Source organism: Idiomarina sp. (assembly GCF_048260185.1).
GTDB lineage: Bacteria > Pseudomonadota > Gammaproteobacteria > Enterobacterales > Alteromonadaceae > Idiomarina.
This window is the reverse complement of sequence record NZ_JBLXHB010000001.1, coordinates 884,976-903,607: the sequence shown is the minus strand read 5'-3', so window position 1 is coordinate 903,607 and position 18,632 is coordinate 884,976. Positions and strand designations below refer to the sequence as shown.

Here is an 18,632-nt window from a genome sequence, read left to right as displayed (position 1 = left end):
AAGATGATTAAAGAGTTACAGCTTGGTGACATTCAAATAGCAAATGATAAACCCTTTGTTTTATTTGGCGGGATGAATGTGCTGGAATCCCGTGATTTAGCCTTGCGAATTGCTGAGCATTACGTTGAGGTAACCAGTAGACTTGGCATACCTTACGTGTTTAAGGCGTCGTTTGATAAAGCCAACCGGTCCTCAATTCACTCTTTTCGCGGCCCCGGTCTGGAAGAAGGACTGCGCATTTTTGAAGAAGTGAAACAGCAGTTTAATGTGCCTTTAATTACCGATGTACACGAGCCGCATCAGGCCGCTCCGGTTGCTGAAGTGGTTGACGTATTGCAGTTGCCGGCGTTTCTTGCTCGTCAGACTGACCTGGTGGTAGCACTGGCTGAAACCGGGTCTATGGTTAATATTAAAAAACCACAATTTCTTGCACCACAGGAAATGAAGCACATTATTAAAAAGTTTGTCGAGGCCGGTAATGAAAAGTTAATGCTGTGTGAGCGCGGTTCAAGCTTTGGTTATAACAACCTTATTGTCGATATGCTTGGTATGGACGAAATGAAGCCTATGGCACCGGTTATTTTTGATGCTACTCACGCCCTGCAGCGTCCTGGTGGCCGAACTGACTCCGCTGACGGACGCCGCGCACAAGCAGCGCAGCTGGCGCGTTCTGGTATGTCGCTGGGTATCGCGGGCTTGTTTATTGAAGCGCATCCTAACCCCGATGAAGCGAAATGCGACGGTCCCTGTGCGTTGCCTTTACACGCTCTGGAGCCGTACCTTCAGCAGATGAAAGCGATTGATGATTTGGTGAAGTCATTTTCTCCTTTAGACACGTCTAACTAAAACAATGTCAATGCAGGCCAGCCAGTCATTGCGTCAGACACCGCTTGATAAGCGTCAGGCTATTAAGCTATTGCTGAAAGCCATTGGCGGGCTCATTGCTTTGCTTTCTGTCGCCTTGCTGGCTCCCTTTGTTATGGCGGTGGTTAATGGCGAAAAAGAGCAGTGGACTTATCTGACGCTGTCCAGCCTGGGTCTGGTTTTGGGTCTGGTTTTATTCCTGCAGCCGGCGGGTGATGCCAAGCTGCGGGCAAGACAAGTTTTCCTGTTAACCTCCTTATGCTGGGTTTCCGCCAGCTTATTCGCAACCTTGCCATTTATTTTTGCTCGCCCCTATCTGGATTTCTCCAGTGCCTGGTTTGAAGCCATGTCAGCCATAACAACTACCGGAGCCACCGTTATCTCGGGGCTGGACGATTTGCCCGCGAGTGTTCTGTTATGGCGGGCTATGTTGCAATGGTTGGGCGGAATTGGAATTATCGTTATGGCTATGGCCATTTTGCCGTTTTTGCAGGTTGGCGGCATGCGTTTGTTCCAGGCTGAATCTTCCGATATGTCGGGGAAATTTATGCCACGCTCCAGCCATATGGTTTTGGCAATAGGGCGGGTTTACCTCATTTTGACGGTTGCCGTTATTAGTTTGTATTTAATTGGCGGTATGGGCAGTTTTGATGCCTTTGTGCACGGCATGACCACCATAGCGACAGCGGGCTTCTCTAATTACGATGCGTCTTTTGGCCATTTCTCGGATACACCATTTTTGGTGATAACGGGCACTATTTTTATGGTGGCAGGCGCTTTACCCTTTGTGCTCTACATTCGCTTTGTAAAAGGCGACTTTGGGCCACTGTGGAAAGATAGCCAGGTACGGGCTTTTGTTACCTTCCTTTTTATTGCTATTGCATTGATTACTCTGGTTCAGATAGTTAAAGGACGGGAATTTGGTGATGCGTTAATGCATACGGCATTTAATGTCGTGTCAGTTGTGACCACAACCGGTTACGCAACCGAAGATTACGGAAACTGGGGAAGCTGGTCATTAATGGCTTTTTTCTACTTAATGTTTATTGGCGGCTGTACCGGTTCAACGTCCGGCGGTATGAAAATTTTTCGTTTTCAGTTGTCGCAGTTGTTATTAAGAAAGCAGTTCAGTCAATTAATTCACCCCAACCTGGTTAGTGTCCAGACCTATCAGGAGCGTCGGGTAAATGACTCATTACTTGGCTCAATGGTCGCTTTTTGTTTTATGTACTTCTTGCTGATAGCCGTTATTGCATTGGGGTTGTCATTATTTGATCTGGATTTTATGACGGCAATATCTGGTGCGGCTTCTGCTGTAGGTAACGTTGGGCCTGGATTAGGCGACATTATTGGCCCGGCTGGAAACTTCGCAAGCCTTGACGGGGGAGCCAAGTTGCTGCTGGTTTTTGCTATGCTGGCAGGCCGTCTGGAAATTATGACGGTACTTATTTTGTTCCATCGTCATTACTGGCGGCATTAAGTGCAGCCTAATAAGGTTTACACACTTACCAAAAATAAATTCAGCGAACACTTGCACGCTGAAACCACATGAATTAGATTAAACGCATGTTTAAATCATGCGTTTATTTATTTCATGGCAGCCCGAATTCCGACTCAAAAGAAAATACTTAATGCCGCAGAAATGCTCTTTTCCCGCGATGGATTTGAGCAGACTTCGTTAAGGCAAATTACGCAGGAAGCGGGGGTTAACCTTGCTTCTGTAAACTATCACTTTGGCTCAAAAAAAGCACTTATTCAGGCCGTAATGGCGCGTTATCTGGTTGTTTTTATGCCGGTTCTGGAAGAACAGTTAAAGCTGGCAGAGCAGCAGAGCGAGTTAAAAACGGAAGAATTGTTTAAGCGCTTTAAAATACCTCTGGCAAAGTTAACCGAAGTTAATAAACACGGCCCCGATATCTTTTTAAGATTACTGGGCTTTGCTTATTCCGAAATTCAGGGGCATTTACGTAAATACACTCAGCAGGAGTTTGGTGAGGTATTACAGCATTTAATGGCTTTATTAAAGCGCGCGAATCCACATTTGGATGAGCAACAAATGTTCTGGCGTCTACACTTTATTCTGGGAGCGGCAGTTTTTGCCCAGGTATCGGGGCAAGCTCTGATTGAAATTGCTGAGGCCGAATTCAATCAAAAAGTAGGTGCGCAGGATGTTATTGATCATTTGATCCCATTTGTTTCCGGCGGGCTGGAAGAAGCGTAAACAACCTGTCGTAAGTTTGAGATTTGACTACACTTTTATTGTGATGGTGCACTGGAGATACCCATGGAAATTTTTATTCTGTTAGTGGTTTTAGTGGTACTGGTGTTTGCAGTCGGAGATATCCGTCGCAGCCTGGTGACTAAACCCGTTTTTGCTATTTTTAAACGCATTTTGCCGCCTATGTCTGACACAGAACGTGAGGCCATGGAAGCGGGCGATGTATGGTGGGACGGAGAACTGTTCAGCGGACGTCCGGACTGGCAAAAACTGCTGGATGTACCTGAACCTAAACTCACTGCCGAAGAACAGGCGTTTGTCGACAACCAGTTGGCTAAACTGCTGGACATGCTGGATGATTTTAAAATTGTTCAGCAGGATCGCGATTTACCTAAACAAGTTTGGGATTATCTGCGTAAAGAACGCTTCTTCGCCATGATTATTGGTAAAGATTACGGCGGCCTCGACTTTACCCCGGCGGCAAACTCCTACATTGTTTCGCGAATTGCCAGTCGTTCTATCAGTGCTGCGGTCTCTGTTATGGTTCCAAACTCCCTGGGGCCGGGCGAGTTACTAACTCATTATGGTACCAAAGAGCAAAAAGACTATTGGTTGCCACGCCTGTCTGATGGTACCGACATTCCGTGTTTTGCCTTAACCGGACCGGAAGCTGGCTCAGATGCTGGTGCTATTCCGGATGAAGGTATTATTTGTAAAGGCGAGCACGAGGGTGAAGAAGTTGTTGGTATTCGTCTTAACTGGTCGAAGCGTTACATTACCTTAGCGCCTTCAGCAACGGTTCTGGGGTTGGCATTTAAACTCTACGACCCGGATGCCTTATTAGGTGATAAGAAAGAAATTGGCATTACTTGTGCGTTAATTCCGACATCACACAAAGGTGTTGAAATTGGCGACCGTCATTTCCCTCTGAACCAGGCGTTTTTAAACGGTACAACCTACGGTAAAGACGTCTTTATTCCGCTGAAATGGATTATTGGTGGTTCAGACTATGCGGGTAAAGGCTGGCGTATGCTGGTTGAATGTTTGTCAGCAGGGCGCGGTATTTCACTGCCTGCACTGGCTGCTGCATCAGGCCACGTAACTCAGCGCATGACCGGTGCTTACGCTTATGTGCGTCAGCAATTTGGCATGCCAATTGGTATGTTCGAAGGCGTGCAGTCATCAATGGGCAAAATTGGTGGCACCAACTACATTCTGGAATCTATGCGCCGTCTGACCATTTCGGCTTTATGTCAGGGACAGAGTCCTTCGGTAGTGACGGCCATGACCAAATACCACATGACAGAAATGGGTCGTGAAGTATTAGAGCATGCAATGGATATTCATGCCGGTAAGGGCATTCAATTAGGCCCGCATAACTATTTAGGCCACGCTTACATGGCGACACCAGTGTCTATTACGGTTGAGGGCGCAAATATTCTGACCCGAAACCTGATGATATTTGGTCAGGGCGCAACGCGTTGTCACCCCTATGTACTTAAAGAAATGAAAGCTGCGGCTAACCCGAATGAAGATGAGGGTATGCGTGAGTTTGACGGTCTGCTGATGAAGCATATCGGCTTTGCCGCAAGCAACGTCTTTGGCAGCTTATGGCTGGGCCTTAGTGGCGCACGCTTTGGCGAGTCTCCGGTGAGTGGTGAAACTGCTCATTATTATCGTAAGCTGGGTCGTATGAGTCGTGGTTTAGCTTTAGCATCAGATATTTCTATGCTGATGATGGGTGGCGATTTGAAACGTAAAGAAATGATTTCAGCCCGCTTAGGTGATATTTTGAGTCATTTATATATGGGCTCGGCAGTACTGAAGCGCTTTGAAGACGAAGGCCGTCAGGTAGCCGACTTACCTTACGTTCATTATGCGCTGAAGCACCATTTATACAGCATTGCCGATGCGTTTTATGGCTTCTTTGATAACTTCCCGAATCGCTTTATGGCGTGGGTAATGCGTATTTTGATATTCCCGCTGGGCAATCATTTCAAAAAGCCGTCTGATGAAATTTTACAGGATATCAGTGTCAGCATGATGGAGCCGGGCGTTACTCGTGACCGCCATACTTTCCTGTGTTACTGGAAAGACAGTATTGGTGATGCAACAGGGCACATGGAAAAAGCTTTTACTTCTATGCTGGAAATGAAGTCGGTTTACAAAACGCTGCGTAAAGCGCAAAAACGCGGTGAATTATCCTCTAACCTTAATGGTAAAGAGCTTGCCGATGTGGCGCTTGAGAAAGGCTTAATTGATAAAGACACAGCTGAAAAACTCGCTGAAACCGAAGAGCTTCGTTTAACCGCCATTGGCGTGGACAGCTTTGCTCCCGGTATTATCGAAAATAACCAGTTTTACACGGCTAAAGGCGACATAAGAAAAGCAGCGGTTAAAGACTAACCGCTGCGGCGTCGGGTTCCTGCGTATAAGCTTACTGCAGGGACTCGCGTTTATCCTTCATGTTGTGAATAGGTTCAACAAAAGAGCGCGCCTGAGCGCTCTTTTTTATTTCCGCGCTGGCGGAGCTTACCGGGCAACTGCCCGTACTAATGTATGTGTTTGCGGCCGCTGTTAATGGGTCTTCTGAGCTTCCCCAGTCAGCGACCAGTTGGTCTTCAACCGAACAGGTTGGTGCCAGACCATTGTAGTATTTCCCTTCACCCTCTGAGTTAACCGTTTCAAAGTTAATGGCAAAAGTGACTTTATCGCAGAGTTCGGCGGGTTGCTGACCGACAGGCTTTCCACATGTCTGTTCGCCTATAGTGACAACTTCAATATGCGGGCTTAACGAGTTAATAATAATTTCGGAAGACGAGCAACTGCTGCCGGTGGTTAGCACAAACACCCGGTCTAAATCGAGTTGCTCGACACCATCGACCAAACTAAAAGGGAGTGTCTGGTTCTGGTCGCTGTTCTGCTCGTTAAAGCGGTATTGCAGAAAGGTTTTACCCAGCACATTGCTGCCGGCAGTCTGAGTAGAAATTTGATTAGCGTAACGGATTAAACCGCCACCGTTATAGCGCACATCAATGACCAAATGGTCGATGTTGTCGGTGGCAAACTGATCAAATGCCGTGTTTAAGTCTGAACCCGTGCGGTTAATGAATGAGTCCAGAGCAAAGTAACCAACCGTTTCTCCATTTTGTGTGTAAGTTTGAGCCCCCATAACGGTATTGGTTTCTACTTCAACTTTACTTAAGAGTTCGGTTTCTTCACTACCGTCCGGACGTCTCCAGGTAACGCTTTTACTGACGCCACTCTCGTTGGGGCCTAATGCGTTATTAAACTCCCCATTGGCAAGTAAGTCCGCTACCGACTGCCCATCTATCTCCAATAGTTCATCGCCTCGGGCAATGCCAGCTGCAGCGGCGGGGGAGTTGTCATAAACAAAACGAATTTTTACCCGGCTTGCACTAATCTGCTCCATAGAAAAACCAAACCCAAAGTAAGTCGCACTGACAAACAGGTCATCGTATTCCTCTTCTGTAAGAATGTAGCTGTAGGTGTCCTCTGGTACTCGCAATTCCTCAAGAACCTCATAAACGTCGTCAAAGGCCTCAGGATCTAAGCTGTCCTGTAGCTGATTTGCCCAGAAGTAATCCTTTTTCATGTACTCGAAAAACTCTTCATTTTGATATTCAGCGGAACAAAATGCGTAGTCATTGTCACCACCCGCGGAGCCACCTGAACTACCAGAACTGCCGCTGTCTGAGCCGCCACAGGCCGACAGTGCCAAAGTAATACCAATACATAAAAGCGATTTTTCGAGTTTCATACTACGTATCTCTTGTTGTTGTAATAATGTTAATTTAGCACAGCGAACGAAAAGATAAACAGGGAACATGGCGTCTTTACTGAACTCATGGCAAACTGCTGACTATTGAAAACGAAATGAGACAGCTGCTGTTATGGCACAATTAATGATAGATATTGCGGGCACAGAGCTGACCGCCGAGGACAAAAAACTTCTTGCGGCACCCGCCGTAAACGGACTCATTCTATTTACGCGAAATTTTGCCTCGCTGGAACAACTGCAGGAGTTAATACGTGAGGCACGAGCCGCTGCTGCTAAGCCGTTGCTTATTGCAGTAGACCACGAAGGTGGGCGGGTACAGCGCTTTCGTGAGGGGTTTAGCGCCATACCTTCTATGGGCTCTTTGCAAAACATAGAAAATGAAGATGAGCGCCAGCGTGCCGCGCGCGACTTAGGCTGGCTAATGGCAGCAGAAGTTCAGGCTATGGGCATTGATATCAGTTTTGCCCCGGTACTGGACGTAGACGACTGTAGTGACGTTATTGGTGACCGCGCATTTTCTGCAGTACCGTCGGAAATTTCTAAACTGGCGTCGTCGTTTATTGAAGGCATGCATGAGGCCGGTATGGCCTGCACCGGCAAGCACTTCCCTGGGCACGGTTCTGTTCAGGCCGATTCCCACATTGCCATTCCGGAAGACGACCGTACCTTAGAGCAAATTCGCGCGCACGATTTAAAGCCGTTTTTGTCATTAAGCCAGAAACTGGACGGCATAATGCCGGCTCACGTTATATACCCGCAAATAGACCCGCAGCCTGCTGGTTTTAGCGAGTTCTGGCTACAGCAAATACTGCGCAGCGAATTGCAGTTTAATGGCACCATATTTAGTGACGACTTGTCTATGCAGGGTGCTACCGTTGCCGGTGACATGCAGCAGCGCGCGGTGACGGCGCTAAAGGCAGGCTGCGACATGATACTGGTGTGTAATGACAGAGCAGGGGCGGTGCAAGTATTGGACGCTGATTTGCCAGCAACAGAGCCGGAAAGTGCCCAACGCGTGAACCGAATGCTGATGTCATCGTCGGCGGTGTCGCTCGAAGAGTTAAAACGCACTCAGCGCTGGGAACAAGCCCAACGCTGGCTGTAGGTTATTCGTAGCCTTTTATTCGTAAGCAATAGGGTCTTCAATGCCGTTGGCGGCGAAGGCCTCTAAGCGTTCCTGGCAGGCTCCGCATTTACCACAGGCTTTGTCGCGGCCGTTGTAGCAAGTCCAGGTTTGGCTGTAGTCCAGCCCCATTTTAATGCCGTCGGCTAAAATCGCGTTTTTGTCCACGTCTAAATAGGGCGCATGAACCGCTACCGGCTCGTAGTTCGCCATTTTACTCACTACGTCCATTTGCCGCACAAACTCCGGCCGACAGTCCGGGTAAATAGCGTGGTCACCCGAATGCGCGCCGTAATACACTGCAGAAGCCTCTTCAGACACCGCATAACCAATGGCCAGCGACAGTAAAATCATATTGCGGTTAGGCACCACAGTGGATTTCATTGACTCTTCTTCGTAGTGGCCTTCAGGAATGTCGATGTCGTCGGTTAGCGAACTACCCGATAGCAGCGAGTTAATAGCGGTAATGTCCACCACTTTGTGGGGTATTCCATGCTGTTTACAGACGTTAGCCGCAACTTCTAATTCTTTTACATGGCGTTGTCCGTAGTTAAACGACAGTGCCAGTACCTCTTTTCCCTCGGCCAGGGCTTTGTGCAAAACGGTAAAAGAGTCCATTCCGCCTGAATAAATAACAACGACCTTTTGCGACATGCTGTAACTCCCCGTATAATCCGCATTCACTCATGTTAACCAAAGCCATTTTAACGGAAGCTATGTCTTACCGCATCAACGAAATTTTTGAAACCTTGCAAGGCGAGGGCACCTTTACCGGCGTGCCATCTATTTTTCTGCGTTTGCAGGGTTGTCCTGTGGGCTGCCCCTGGTGCGATACCCAGCACACATGGGAAACCAACCCCAGCGACCAGGTAAGCATAGACGCATTAATGGCAAAAACCGAAGCCTCAGCAAAATGGTCAGAAATGACTGCCGAGGACATTATCGCGCGCTTTGAACAAGAAGGTTACTCCGCCAAACATGTAGTGATAACCGGCGGTGAACCCGCTATGTTTGACTTACTGCCGCTTGGCAAAGCCTTAGAAGCCAAAGGCTACCAGCTGCAAATAGAAACCAGCGGTACCTTTGAGCTAAAAGTAACCGACAGCACCTGGGTAACAGTATCGCCCAAGCTGGATATGCCCGGCGGCTACCTAGTGCGCCCTGACTGCATGGCACGCGCTAATGAAATAAAGCACCCCATAGCCATGCAAAAGCACATAGATGCGCTAGATTCCTTACTAGAACGCTGCCCGCCCAAAGCAGATGCCATTATTTGCCTGCAACCTATAAGCCAGCGCCCACGCGCCACCGAGCTGGCCATGAAAACCTGCATAGCGCGCAACTGGCGCCTTTCCGTGCAGATGCATAAATATCTTAATATTGAGTAACTTGCTAAAAAAGCGATGTTCCCATCTATGGCATTATAATTAACGTTTATATCGCGTGCTGTTTAGGCGTCGAAATATTCTGTGGGGCATGCTGGTTTCATTTCATCTTTCTCGTATAGTAGGGTGTTATAGAGTAAATATTAACCGAGGTGGTTATGACGATACCTGCAGAAGTTCTCGAAACCGAGGCGCTTTCCCTTCCCAAAGAGGAGAAAACCCGATTGATAGTTCACCTGTTGGAGAGTCTTGAGCAACGCTCTGATTCGAATGCGCAACAAGTGGAGCGAGCCTGGGTGGCTGAAGCAAATAACCGATACGAAGCTTATATTTGGGGTGAAGAGCAAGCTATCCCATCTGAAGATGTATTTAAAGATCTTAAGGCAGATGATCGTTGAAACCTGTTCGTAAACTCTCTACGCAGATGTATAAATATCTTAACATTGAATAAGAGATTGTGATATTTCACTAGGCACACGGCAGCTCATCTATGAAGAGCTTCTTATGCTCTGCATCTACTTCTGGTTTTGGGCCAATGTCCGCTATGTGCTGTGAGTTCAATCGTTCAGTGCAACACATTGTTTAAATCTCTCAGCTGGACATTCATAGTTTAGCGTTTTTCTCGGGCGTTCGTTTAACTGTCTTGCGGTGCTACTTAACTTCTGTTGACTGTGAGCTGATAAATCGGTGCCCTTTGGGAAATACTGCCTGAGAAGCCGGTTTGTATTCTCGTTTAAGCCTCTTTGCCAGGGGGACTTCGGATCGCAGAAATAGACTTTAATATCAGTAGCTACCGTAAAGGCCTTGTGATTTGTCATTTCAGAGCCTCGATCCCAAGTAAGCGTTTTATAGAGTTCTTTCGGTAATTTTTCCGCTTGTTTAATTAAGGCTGAAACAACGGTAGCTGTTCTATTATCGGACACCTTTGCGAGCATCACGAAACGTGAGTGACGCTCCACTAATGTGGCGATAAAAGAGTTCTTAGAGCCTTGTATCAAGTCACCTTCCCAATGCCAGGTATTGCGCGATCTTCAACACACTGAGGTCTTTCGCTAATAGAAACTGCCTCTGGTATCTGACCCAGTCCTTTCCCTTTAGTCGACGCTGTTCGAGATCTACGTACCGCACGTTTGGTTCGCAGGCACCTTTGCAATTCTTTTTTTAAGGCGCCTCTCGTTTGAATAAAGAGCGTCTTATAAATGGTTTCATGGGACACATGCATTTCCTGATCGTCCGGGTATTGTCGCTTTAACCACCCAGCTATTTGCTGTGGAGACCAAGCGCGCTTGAGCTTAGCTGCGATTAATTTACACAATGAAGGGCTATCAATTAACTTGCAAGGCTTAGGTCGTAGGGCTCGGCTCCAAGCCTCATCTTCAGCCTCTGCAGCACGATACTGGCTCGAACCACCATTCCTCAGTATTTCTCGACTAATGGTTGAAGGCGCTCTGGAAAGTCGTTCGGCTATTGCTCTGATAGACTGTTTCGTTGCCAGTCCTCTGGATATTTCTTCTCTCTCATCAAGGGTTAGTGATGAAGCTCGTCTTTTCCTGTTGGGTGGCCTAAAACCACCAGTTTGGTAGATGGTCGGCATTATCGACGAATGGTAACGATCAAACATTTTAGCGATATCGTGCAACGAATCGCCTTGCTTGTACCTATCCCAAATCAGTGCTTTTTGCTCTGGCGTGTAATAAATACGTTTTCTTCGGTTCATGACGCGATCCTCCCTTAAATAAGGATAGCGTTGCATTCACCAATTGAACTCACAGCTCAAAGCAGACCTCTAACTAAGTGGTTTAAAAGGCCGTTGTGCAGCGCAGCTGATACAGCGTTTGGGGACAATGAACCTAAAAAAGGCTTAGTAGTGAAAACACAATATAAAATCAAAGCTCTTTGTTTGCGTAGGTTATTGGCAGCTAACAAAATACCCAATGAGTAACCCTATAAAACCAGAGATTGAAGATATAACGATTGAGTCTCTGTTCCTTATCACAAAACTGTCTTGTCCATTTTCCATAACAATGCGATTGCTTGATTCATACTTAGTCACTAATCCAGTGGTTAATAAATGCATAAGAAAGAGCGTGAGGGCAAAAGCTAGACCCAATGGATAGTTTGGCTCTAGCTGTAAAAAAGCTACAACAGGTGGGACCCCGCCTAAGAAGGCGTAAAGCTTACTATCGATTATTGATACAATCCAAGACTTCTTTGTTCTCAAATTCAGCGTTAAGGTAGCGATGTCGGAAAGTGCTAGTGCTAACTCATCACCAGAACGCGTGGTCAGCTGTGCTCGTCCGTTTGACCAAATATAAATATTGAACCTATCATTTACTCTTAATATAAATTCGGTAACTTTTCTTTTGTTATGTGTTTTTAGATTATCTTCAGTTTCTTCTGCTAAAGCTTCGGTTGCGGACTGGTATATGTAAGTTTCACCGTTCTCCGTTTTTAGGATTATGTGGCAACTAATTTGGTGTTGTTCCTCTTTCTTTTTCACTAGCCGCACAAAATCGATTAGTAATCTAAATGGAATTTTCGTAGAGAAAATAGTTTTAGTATGATCTTTAGGAATTAACAAATTTTACTCCTTCAAACTTGAGCAACTCAAATAATTTTAAGTTATCGCTACACTTTACCGAGCATCACTATTCAATGAAACTAAAAGTGAAGGAAAAAGTTTAGAATGTATTATAGAACTTTATAAAGCAAGCGACGTTTCACCTATCGTTAAGCAACCGTTGAGGAGCTGATTTGAGCGAACAGCGGACCTTAGGTTTTTTACCTAACCTAATTGGTTACTCACCTTCCTATCATTAGTAAGTTTGGGTGCGAATTAGTAGCTCTGCGTTATTGCTCGCTTATTTAGAGTGCTTCGAGGTTGGAATCTTTTTTAGCTCAGTAACTTAAAGTTAGTTAACTAATAACTTGACGAATGGCAAAGTGTGCATGCACGATATACAAATGTTAGCGAGCCAAATCAACCTGAGGAATAAGCATAATGTCTGAGATGAAATTGACTACTGAAGAGAGTGTCTATCTGGCATATAGAGACGGCGGTGGTGAATCGGTTTTGCCCGGTCATTGTGAAGAACTGGGGATATCGCTGGAAGAAGGCAAGGAGATGATCCGCCGTCAGTACAAGATTCGAGAGCAAGACGGAAACTTGCAACCCTACGATAAAAGCATTTGAGGTCATTGAGATGCCAGATCAATTGGTAGTGTTCTGATTACAAGTTGGGTCACGGTATATGTCAGTTAAATTCGAGCAGAAAAAGTTTGATCAGTGGTAGGAGCTGAGAAAAGCTCTAAAAGAAGCTAAGCGATCAAAGGAGTATCAGCGATTTGTAGAAATATTCAATAAAATCATTGCCTTGTATTCTTCGGCAACATTTATTCAAATTATTAACCCTTGCTCTTAAAAGAAATGGGTGCTGCTTACAAGAAGCTCGGTGAGAAAGAAAATGCTCGGGAGGCGTATAAGAGCGCCTGCGATGGGTTTATGGAGCATAGAAAACACAACAATCTGGACTCGCCGGACGATTGGTTGAAGAATATCTAATTTCTTGAGAAGAAAATTGGCAAACTTGAGCGGTAGCGTGGTGGCGTACGCTAACAAAGCCAAGCACTGCGACAGCTTTTCCATTTCGGCTTCCGCCTCCATTCCAAATCTGCGCATGTTGGCAGCGCTAACGTCCGCTGTTGATACGAGACCGACGGTCTGCAGCGAGCGAACTGCGGATCGTCTGACTTTTGCTTAATTCAACAAGCCACTCGCCGTCCTGTTATTAGTCAGTGCTAGTGACATCAATCACGCTCGGCACACTTATCTACACAATATTGAGCGTTTTGTCATTGTGTTGTGTATTTAAGTCGTTTACTGTTAAAAGCATAATGCAAAACTAAAGTTAACTATTGTGCGTCCGTTAAAATACGGCTGAACGTGCCCAAATTTTCTTTTTCGTTCTCAAAGCATCTCGAGGTATGAGTGTCTTTGTCCTCATTAACTATAGAGCAAACGACTATCAGTTAAACAAGTTTCGAAAGTGCGCTGGCATAATATATTAACTTTTAGATCTCCTGGAGAATTGATGTTTAGCTACGCTTCTCAAAGCCTCAATATCGTTATGGCTTTCATATTGACTTTAGCGTTGAACTGGGCCCTCGAAGCTTTCACCGCGGATGCTGGATATATTCGAACTGGTGAGGTTTTATCTATTGGATCTAACCGCTTCGTGCCAATCGATATCGAGAACTACAAGTCAAGCTCTATCAATGGCATAAAAATTCTTATGCCAATCGGCTTGGAAGCTGAAGATGTCGTTTCATCTAAGCCGGTTCAGATAGCGCAAGTCAGTTCTGTTGCATCCTCCAATCAATTTAATTTGTTTGAAATATCGGAAATCAATGGTGAAGCGATTACTAGAATACTAGTTCCCCTTAAATTCAAAGACTCCAGTTGCTGCGAATTTCTAAATGCAAAGGAGCTGAAGCTTGATTTAAGAAATGATGGTGATACCTTAAATCCGATAAAAAGCGCATTTTTTAACGGTGTTCAAACAGCATCTATCTATAGTCTATTAATATTGTTATTGGCGGTTTGGTTGAGATCAAAAGTAGCCGAATTAAAACAGGATATAAGAACGTTATCCGAAAAAAACGAGAATTCATTAGATCAAACTGAAAAATTAAAAGAGGATTTGACTGAAATTAGAAAAATTTATAAACGTCAAAGAGTTTTTCTTTTACGTCGTGTTGCGGACTATGGGAAAGAGATCGAATTCTGGCGAAACACGATGAGAAAAATCCTTGTCACTCAGGGTGCGGATAATAACTCGGTCAAAGACATACTTCGCGAGATTAGTAAGGCTATTGGAACCAAATCTACGCATGGCAACACTAAAGATGAATACGAGGATTTTGAGGCTTTACAAGAAGTGATCTTGTCGATGGATGGATCTGAGAGTAAATAAAACCTAATTGAATTGGACAAAGAAAGCGTCAACGTACTCTACTTATGGCACCGAGCATTTAAAAAGCGACACTGCAAAACAATCTAGCTATCGTATAAGTGCTAAATTTTTAGACCTTAAAGGAATAATATAGCGATGAACTGGACTCTCTCCGCCTTCTTTTATTTTTATTTTGTTTTTGTGGGAATATGCTACCTTCTCGGATTTTGGTTCCCTTTACATTTTAATATATTGGAGTTTCTATCTCCCATCGACATGATTAAATCCGCAACTTACCCAGTTATACCCGCTGCGTTAGGGATACTCTTTTTTGTATTAATAGACTCGTATAATTCACAAGGGACAAGGAAACCAGAATATGACGAGCCGAAAGCGATAAAGGTGATTTTTGGGGTTATTGTCGCGTTATTTTTATTGATGTTTTTAATAAATATCATGTTCCTGGCTACCCATTTGTATTATCTATTTATTTCAGAGCCAGAAGAAAGGCTTTCATACGCCTTACCAGTCGCTTCAGTAGTAAGTATTTTCTACTTCTTATCTCACCCCCCATTTTTGGTAAATAGTCATAAATTCATTAGAAACTTTGTAATTATATTTACCTGTATACTCCCGACAGTATCTTATTTTCAAGGTAGTAAAAGCATAATGGAAGTCTTAGAAGGTGACTCCAACTTCTATTATCTTAAAAGTAGCTCAGAAAACTGCTTGGTTGATAAAGAGTCTAAAATGATTTATCTCGGTTATTACGGTAGCAATTACTTTTTTGTAAATTCAAAAAGTAAAGATATATGCATTGAAAAAGATGGTGGAGTTTTACTATCATTCAGTGGAAAAATAAAATCTAGTTTAGATAATGACGAGGCTGAAATTAGGGGCGAAGGGAAAAATCAACCAACCGTTGAAAACGGTAGCTAAATTTGGCTCTGAAAGTCAGCTCTTGGCACTAAGCACTCAGGCCTCAGTGAGCGAGAGCGGACGTTGACTCGTTCTTAAATGGTCGTCCATTTCAGACAATTTGCGGTCGTTCGGACCTTAGCAATATACGGCGCAACGAATAATCAAAAAGTGAGTCGTGCAGAGATTTTGTAGTGGGTTTGGTATCTACTAATAGACTACAAAAATTGCCATTCAAATTTAGATTTTTTCTCCAGTTAACTAATACTGATTCAAAGTGGTACATTGGCAGAAGCATTAGCGTTATTAATACTTGGGTAAAAATGCCCTCCCAGTTAGCATAAAAGGTATAAACTGTGCCATATGCTGAAAAACAAGGATTGTAGAATGATTGGGTCGATTTGGAATAAATGGGATTTACACCTTCACTCTCCACTTACGCATCTAAATAGTCAGTTCAATGGTTTATCTATATCAGACTATGTGGATTCGCTTGCGTCTCATGAATTAGCTCTAGTTGGTATTACTAACTACTTCTATTTCGCAGAACGTGAACTTGAGGCTGTCAGAGAGGAAGTAGGCAGGAAAGAACTTAACATTGCTGTTCTAGGAAATGTCGAATTTAGGCTTACCCAACAAAATAAAGATGGTGAATGGATTAATCTACACGCGATATTCGCAGAGCATATTACAACAGACGAGATAAATAATGTCCTATCTAGGTTAGAGACCTCATCAACGGGTGCACATGGTCAGAGTGTTTACTGCTGTCAAACGTCTTTGGATGAAAATTCCATATCAATTGACGAGGTGACAGTCGAACTCAAAGTTCTAGTTGAGCATCTGAGACAAAACTTTAGGTTCGGCATCGATTACCTGATAGCTGTATGCCCTAATGGTTATGGCGGCTTTCGCCCCGATGCAAGTGGGGGGCGGTCTAACGCTGTTGCAACAGAGATTGAAAGAAACGGCCAAATCATCTTCGGTCGTGAACGCGATAGGGAATTTTTTCTAGAGAACATTGCTCGATACGAGGGTGCAAAACCTAAACCCGTGTTTTGCTGTTCAGATGCTCATGGTTTCGACAGTGATCCTGATAACGGTAGGTATTCAATAGGGGAGAACTATACTTGGGTTAAAGCAAAATCATCCTTTGAAGGTTTAAGACAGACCCTTTATGAACCTGAACTTAGGGTTCAGCAAACTGATAACTTCATTGAAAAAAACTTTAGTAAACCAAGATTCACTTCAATTAAACTAGGTGGAGAAATTTTTCAAGGCCAAGGAATTAGGTTCGAGCAACAAAGCATTCCTTTAAATCCTAATTTGGTAGCCATAATAGGGGGGCGAGGAACAGGTAAAAGCCTCTTCATGGATTCTCTACACACTTTATTCCATCATTCTTCCCCATCTGATAATGCGAGAGCTGTAAACGTAGAAAGTTTGAACGTAACGATTGATCAGGGTGACGGTTCAGAACTGGTGTTTGATAGCACTGATAACAATTATTCGTATCTCCATGTATCCCAAGGTGATGTGCAAACATTTAGTTCATCGCCTAGCGATTTAAGTAATGAAATAAAGAGGATGCTAGGAATACATGATGTTGAGTTTGATCCCGTAGTAACTGCTGCTATCACCGATAATATCGGTAAGTACCGAGGGTTCGTCCAATATTGGGAGTCTACTGATAACCAAGGGAATAGGGTAAACACGCCTGACTATCAAAATAATGTTATTGAGAAGAACAAGGGCTTGATGGCAACGATCACAAATCTCCACAACAAACAGCTTATTGCCCAGTACCAACAGAATCTTAAAGAAATTAATGAAAAACTGGCGTTGATTGGCTCTATTAGGGAGCTGATTGCAGAAGCACAGAGAAATGTTAAACAAGTCAACGTGAGCATTGAGCTAATAAATAGAAAGCTAAATCTAGACCAACAAGTGCCATTAGTTGAGACATCTGGTACTGAAGACAAACTACGTGCTAACTTGGGGGTGTTTGAAACTGAAGTTGAACACTTCAAAAAGAGCAACAACGATATTGTTGAGCAGTTTAAAAAACAAGGAATTACTCAGGACATCGCTTCATTGTTGGATAAAGTCTCAGAGTATCAATTGGCTATCGATACTGCCCAATCGAAACTGTCTGAAATTCATAACAAAACTCAGAGCTATCATGAATATGTATCTTCAAGATCGCAATTGGTTCAGGAATACAGAGGATTTCTAGTCGAACAAGAGCAGGGTATTAATCAGAGATTTCAGGCGTTGAAGGAACCTAGGCAGCATTGGAATCAAGAACAAAACCAATTAGTAGCTTCAATTCTTCAGGATATAACAATTATTGGGACAGTCATTTTTGACGCAGAAAGGTTTTATCAGGGCTTAGAAGAGTGCCTTAACAGGGGGAAATTTAGGGCAACACAACAGCAGACCACGAAGCAGCGTTTGTTGGATATGTTTTTGGTGGATAGTGTTGATAGCTTTTTCTCTTTGGTTGCAGGAAATAAGCAGATCATTTGCGAGGGAAAGCTTGACGAAAACGGAGAGCCGATAAAAATTTCAATTGAAGAGCTCCTTTGGAAGAATGAGTACTTCAATCAAGGCGGGCGGTTTGAACTACTAAATTATTTGTTTTCCCCGGAGAGCATTAGTTCTTACCTATACGTGAACGCTGATTTTGAATACAAAGGTAAGACAGTTGATAAGTTGAGTGTCGGTCAGCGAGGTACATTCTATGTTTGCCTTAAACTTGCTACTGATCCATTCGGTAGTCCATTCGTGTTCGATCAACCTGAAGATGACCTCGATAATGAATTCATCATGCAACAGCTAGTGCCACTATTCCGAATCATCAAGAAGTATCGACAAGTAATAATCGTGACGCATAATGCCAATTTGGTAGTGAATACTGATGCGGAACAAATTATCGTAGCTCACAATGAAGGAGAGGTAATAAGCTATGTGTCTGGGGCGCTTGAAGACGGAAAAGTAGAAACCGGGGATGGCATTAAAGCAAGTATCTGCAACATTTTAGAGGGCGGTAGTTACGCTTTTGAAAAGAGAGAGCGGAAATATGGGATTCAACACCATTTTTCTGGGCTTTGATTATCTAACTCAGTTAGCAGATGATTGCTCAATCAAACTTCTTTATGGCAAACTTTCAGATGTACTAGCTCATACTTGGCGACAGCTTTTGACACAAGGCTGACAGTCTGTAACGAGAGAATAACAGTCATTGGGCGAGCTTGGATTTTCACCCTTTATAGTTAGTCTGTAATAGCTCCGTACTCATGAGATGGCATACAGAGAGTCTCAACCATGAGTCCTTTTATAATTCTTGAGCATTCGATAAAAATCTTTA

At 44.1% G+C, this 18,632-nt stretch carries 15 protein-coding genes and 1 pseudogene; 11 read left to right on the top strand and 5 right to left on the bottom strand.

Annotated elements, in window-relative coordinates; genetic code table 11:
• The first annotated feature begins 3 nt into the window (after positions 1-3).
• The 4 genes from kdsA (at position 4) to ACN0RF_RS04445 (ending at position 5,488) form a co-directional block, all read left to right on the top strand.
• Entirely contained in the window at positions 4-846 is an 843-nt protein-coding gene (kdsA, locus tag ACN0RF_RS04460) for a 3-deoxy-8-phosphooctulonate synthase (RefSeq protein WP_417438192.1), read from the top strand.
• Between the two features lie 4 nt (positions 847-850).
• A complete protein-coding gene (locus tag ACN0RF_RS04455; RefSeq protein WP_417438191.1) occupies positions 851-2,344 on the top strand; it encodes a TrkH family potassium uptake protein in 1,494 nt (497 codons plus the stop codon).
• A gap of 114 nt (positions 2,345-2,458) precedes the next feature.
• Entirely contained in the window at positions 2,459-3,085 is a 627-nt protein-coding gene (locus ACN0RF_RS04450) for a TetR/AcrR family transcriptional regulator (protein ID WP_011234169.1), read from the top strand.
• 63 nt (positions 3,086-3,148) lie between these two features.
• The gene (locus tag ACN0RF_RS04445) at positions 3,149-5,488 is read left to right on the top strand and encodes an acyl-CoA dehydrogenase (protein WP_417438190.1); all 2,340 of its coding nucleotides are present in this window, start codon (positions 3,149-3,151) and stop codon (positions 5,486-5,488) included.
• 31 nt (positions 5,489-5,519) lie between these two features.
• Here ACN0RF_RS04445 and ACN0RF_RS04440 read toward each other — a convergent pair whose 3' ends face one another.
• Positions 5,520-6,863 carry a S41 family peptidase gene (locus ACN0RF_RS04440; protein WP_417438189.1) on the bottom strand — a complete coding sequence of 448 codons (1,344 nt, stop codon included), beginning with the start codon at positions 6,861-6,863 and terminating at the stop codon, positions 5,520-5,522.
• 133 nt (positions 6,864-6,996) lie between these two features.
• Between ACN0RF_RS04440 and nagZ the strand changes: the two genes are divergently transcribed.
• The gene (gene nagZ / locus ACN0RF_RS04435) at positions 6,997-7,989 is read left to right on the top strand and encodes a beta-N-acetylhexosaminidase (RefSeq protein WP_417438188.1); all 993 of its coding nucleotides are present in this window, start codon (positions 6,997-6,999) and stop codon (positions 7,987-7,989) included.
• A 15-nt stretch (positions 7,990-8,004) separates the two neighbouring features.
• Here the strand turns inward: nagZ and queC are convergent, their stop codons facing one another.
• Complete coding sequence (queC, locus tag ACN0RF_RS04430) at positions 8,005-8,661, bottom strand: 7-cyano-7-deazaguanine synthase QueC (RefSeq protein WP_317496617.1); 657 nt, start codon at positions 8,659-8,661, stop codon at positions 8,005-8,007.
• A gap of 62 nt (positions 8,662-8,723) precedes the next feature.
• Here queC and queE point away from each other — a divergent pair, with 62 nt between their 5' ends.
• Entirely contained in the window at positions 8,724-9,395 is a 672-nt protein-coding gene (gene queE / locus ACN0RF_RS04425) for a 7-carboxy-7-deazaguanine synthase QueE (RefSeq protein WP_153849269.1), read from the top strand.
• 155 nt (positions 9,396-9,550) lie between these two features.
• The gene (locus ACN0RF_RS04420) at positions 9,551-9,790 is read left to right on the top strand and encodes an addiction module protein (RefSeq protein WP_417438187.1); all 240 of its coding nucleotides are present in this window, start codon (positions 9,551-9,553) and stop codon (positions 9,788-9,790) included.
• Between the two features lie 159 nt (positions 9,791-9,949).
• Here ACN0RF_RS04420 and ACN0RF_RS04415 read toward each other — a convergent pair.
• Positions 9,950-11,109: pseudogene (locus tag ACN0RF_RS04415) on the bottom strand (IS30 family transposase).
• Between the two features lie 192 nt (positions 11,110-11,301).
• Positions 11,302-11,973, bottom strand: coding sequence for a hypothetical protein (locus ACN0RF_RS04410; protein ID WP_417438186.1), 672 nt, complete (start codon positions 11,971-11,973; stop codon positions 11,302-11,304).
• 420 nt (positions 11,974-12,393) lie between these two features.
• On the opposite strand from ACN0RF_RS04410, the gene ACN0RF_RS04405 reads away from it, so the two are divergent.
• Positions 12,394-12,585 carry a hypothetical protein gene (locus ACN0RF_RS04405; RefSeq protein ID WP_417438185.1) on the top strand — a complete coding sequence of 64 codons (192 nt, stop codon included), beginning with the start codon at positions 12,394-12,396 and terminating at the stop codon, positions 12,583-12,585.
• 225 nt (positions 12,586-12,810) lie between these two features.
• Here ACN0RF_RS04405 and ACN0RF_RS04400 read toward each other — a convergent pair whose 3' ends face one another.
• Positions 12,811-13,038, bottom strand: coding sequence for a hypothetical protein (locus tag ACN0RF_RS04400; protein WP_417438184.1), 228 nt, complete (start codon positions 13,036-13,038; stop codon positions 12,811-12,813).
• A 445-nt stretch (positions 13,039-13,483) separates the two neighbouring features.
• Between ACN0RF_RS04400 and ACN0RF_RS04395 the strand changes: the two genes are divergently transcribed.
• The 3 genes from ACN0RF_RS04395 (at position 13,484) to ACN0RF_RS04385 (ending at position 18,376) form a co-directional block, all read left to right on the top strand.
• On the top strand, positions 13,484-14,365 hold the full coding sequence (locus ACN0RF_RS04395; RefSeq protein ID WP_417438183.1) for a hypothetical protein: 882 nt from the start codon (positions 13,484-13,486) through the stop codon (positions 14,363-14,365).
• A 135-nt stretch (positions 14,366-14,500) separates the two neighbouring features.
• Positions 14,501-15,283 (top strand): hypothetical protein, encoded by a 783-nt coding sequence (locus ACN0RF_RS04390; RefSeq protein WP_417438182.1) that lies wholly within the window; start codon positions 14,501-14,503, stop codon positions 15,281-15,283.
• A 366-nt stretch (positions 15,284-15,649) separates the two neighbouring features.
• Positions 15,650-18,376: a TrlF family AAA-like ATPase gene (locus ACN0RF_RS04385; protein ID WP_417438181.1), complete on the top strand. Its 2,727-nt coding sequence runs from the start codon at positions 15,650-15,652 to the stop codon at positions 18,374-18,376.
• Positions 18,377-18,632 lie beyond the last annotated feature (256 nt).

What these genes read in the sequence shown, in the direction of transcription:
- kdsA (WP_417438192.1), top strand. Translation starts at nt 4, where the DNA reads ATGATTAAAGAGTTACAGCTTGGTGACATTCAAATAGCAAATGATAAA.
- ACN0RF_RS04455 (WP_417438191.1), top strand. Translation starts at nt 851, where the DNA reads ATGTCAATGCAGGCCAGCCAGTCATTGCGTCAGACACCGCTTGATAAG.
- ACN0RF_RS04450 (WP_011234169.1), top strand. Translation starts at nt 2,459, where the DNA reads ATGGCAGCCCGAATTCCGACTCAAAAGAAAATACTTAATGCCGCAGAA.
- ACN0RF_RS04445 (WP_417438190.1), top strand. Translation starts at nt 3,149, where the DNA reads ATGGAAATTTTTATTCTGTTAGTGGTTTTAGTGGTACTGGTGTTTGCA.
- ACN0RF_RS04440 (WP_417438189.1), bottom strand. Translation starts at nt 6,863, where the DNA reads ATGAAACTCGAAAAATCGCTTTTATGTATTGGTATTACTTTGGCACTG.
- nagZ (WP_417438188.1), top strand. Translation starts at nt 6,997, where the DNA reads ATGGCACAATTAATGATAGATATTGCGGGCACAGAGCTGACCGCCGAG.
- queC (WP_317496617.1), bottom strand. Translation starts at nt 8,661, where the DNA reads ATGTCGCAAAAGGTCGTTGTTATTTATTCAGGCGGAATGGACTCTTTT.
- queE (WP_153849269.1), top strand. Translation starts at nt 8,724, where the DNA reads ATGTCTTACCGCATCAACGAAATTTTTGAAACCTTGCAAGGCGAGGGC.
- ACN0RF_RS04420 (WP_417438187.1), top strand. Translation starts at nt 9,551, where the DNA reads ATGACGATACCTGCAGAAGTTCTCGAAACCGAGGCGCTTTCCCTTCCC.
- ACN0RF_RS04405 (WP_417438185.1), top strand. Translation starts at nt 12,394, where the DNA reads ATGTCTGAGATGAAATTGACTACTGAAGAGAGTGTCTATCTGGCATAT.
- ACN0RF_RS04400 (WP_417438184.1), bottom strand. Translation starts at nt 13,038, where the DNA reads ATGGAAAAGCTGTCGCAGTGCTTGGCTTTGTTAGCGTACGCCACCACG.
- ACN0RF_RS04395 (WP_417438183.1), top strand. Translation starts at nt 13,484, where the DNA reads ATGTTTAGCTACGCTTCTCAAAGCCTCAATATCGTTATGGCTTTCATA.
- ACN0RF_RS04390 (WP_417438182.1), top strand. Translation starts at nt 14,501, where the DNA reads ATGAACTGGACTCTCTCCGCCTTCTTTTATTTTTATTTTGTTTTTGTG.
- ACN0RF_RS04385 (WP_417438181.1), top strand. Translation starts at nt 15,650, where the DNA reads ATGATTGGGTCGATTTGGAATAAATGGGATTTACACCTTCACTCTCCA.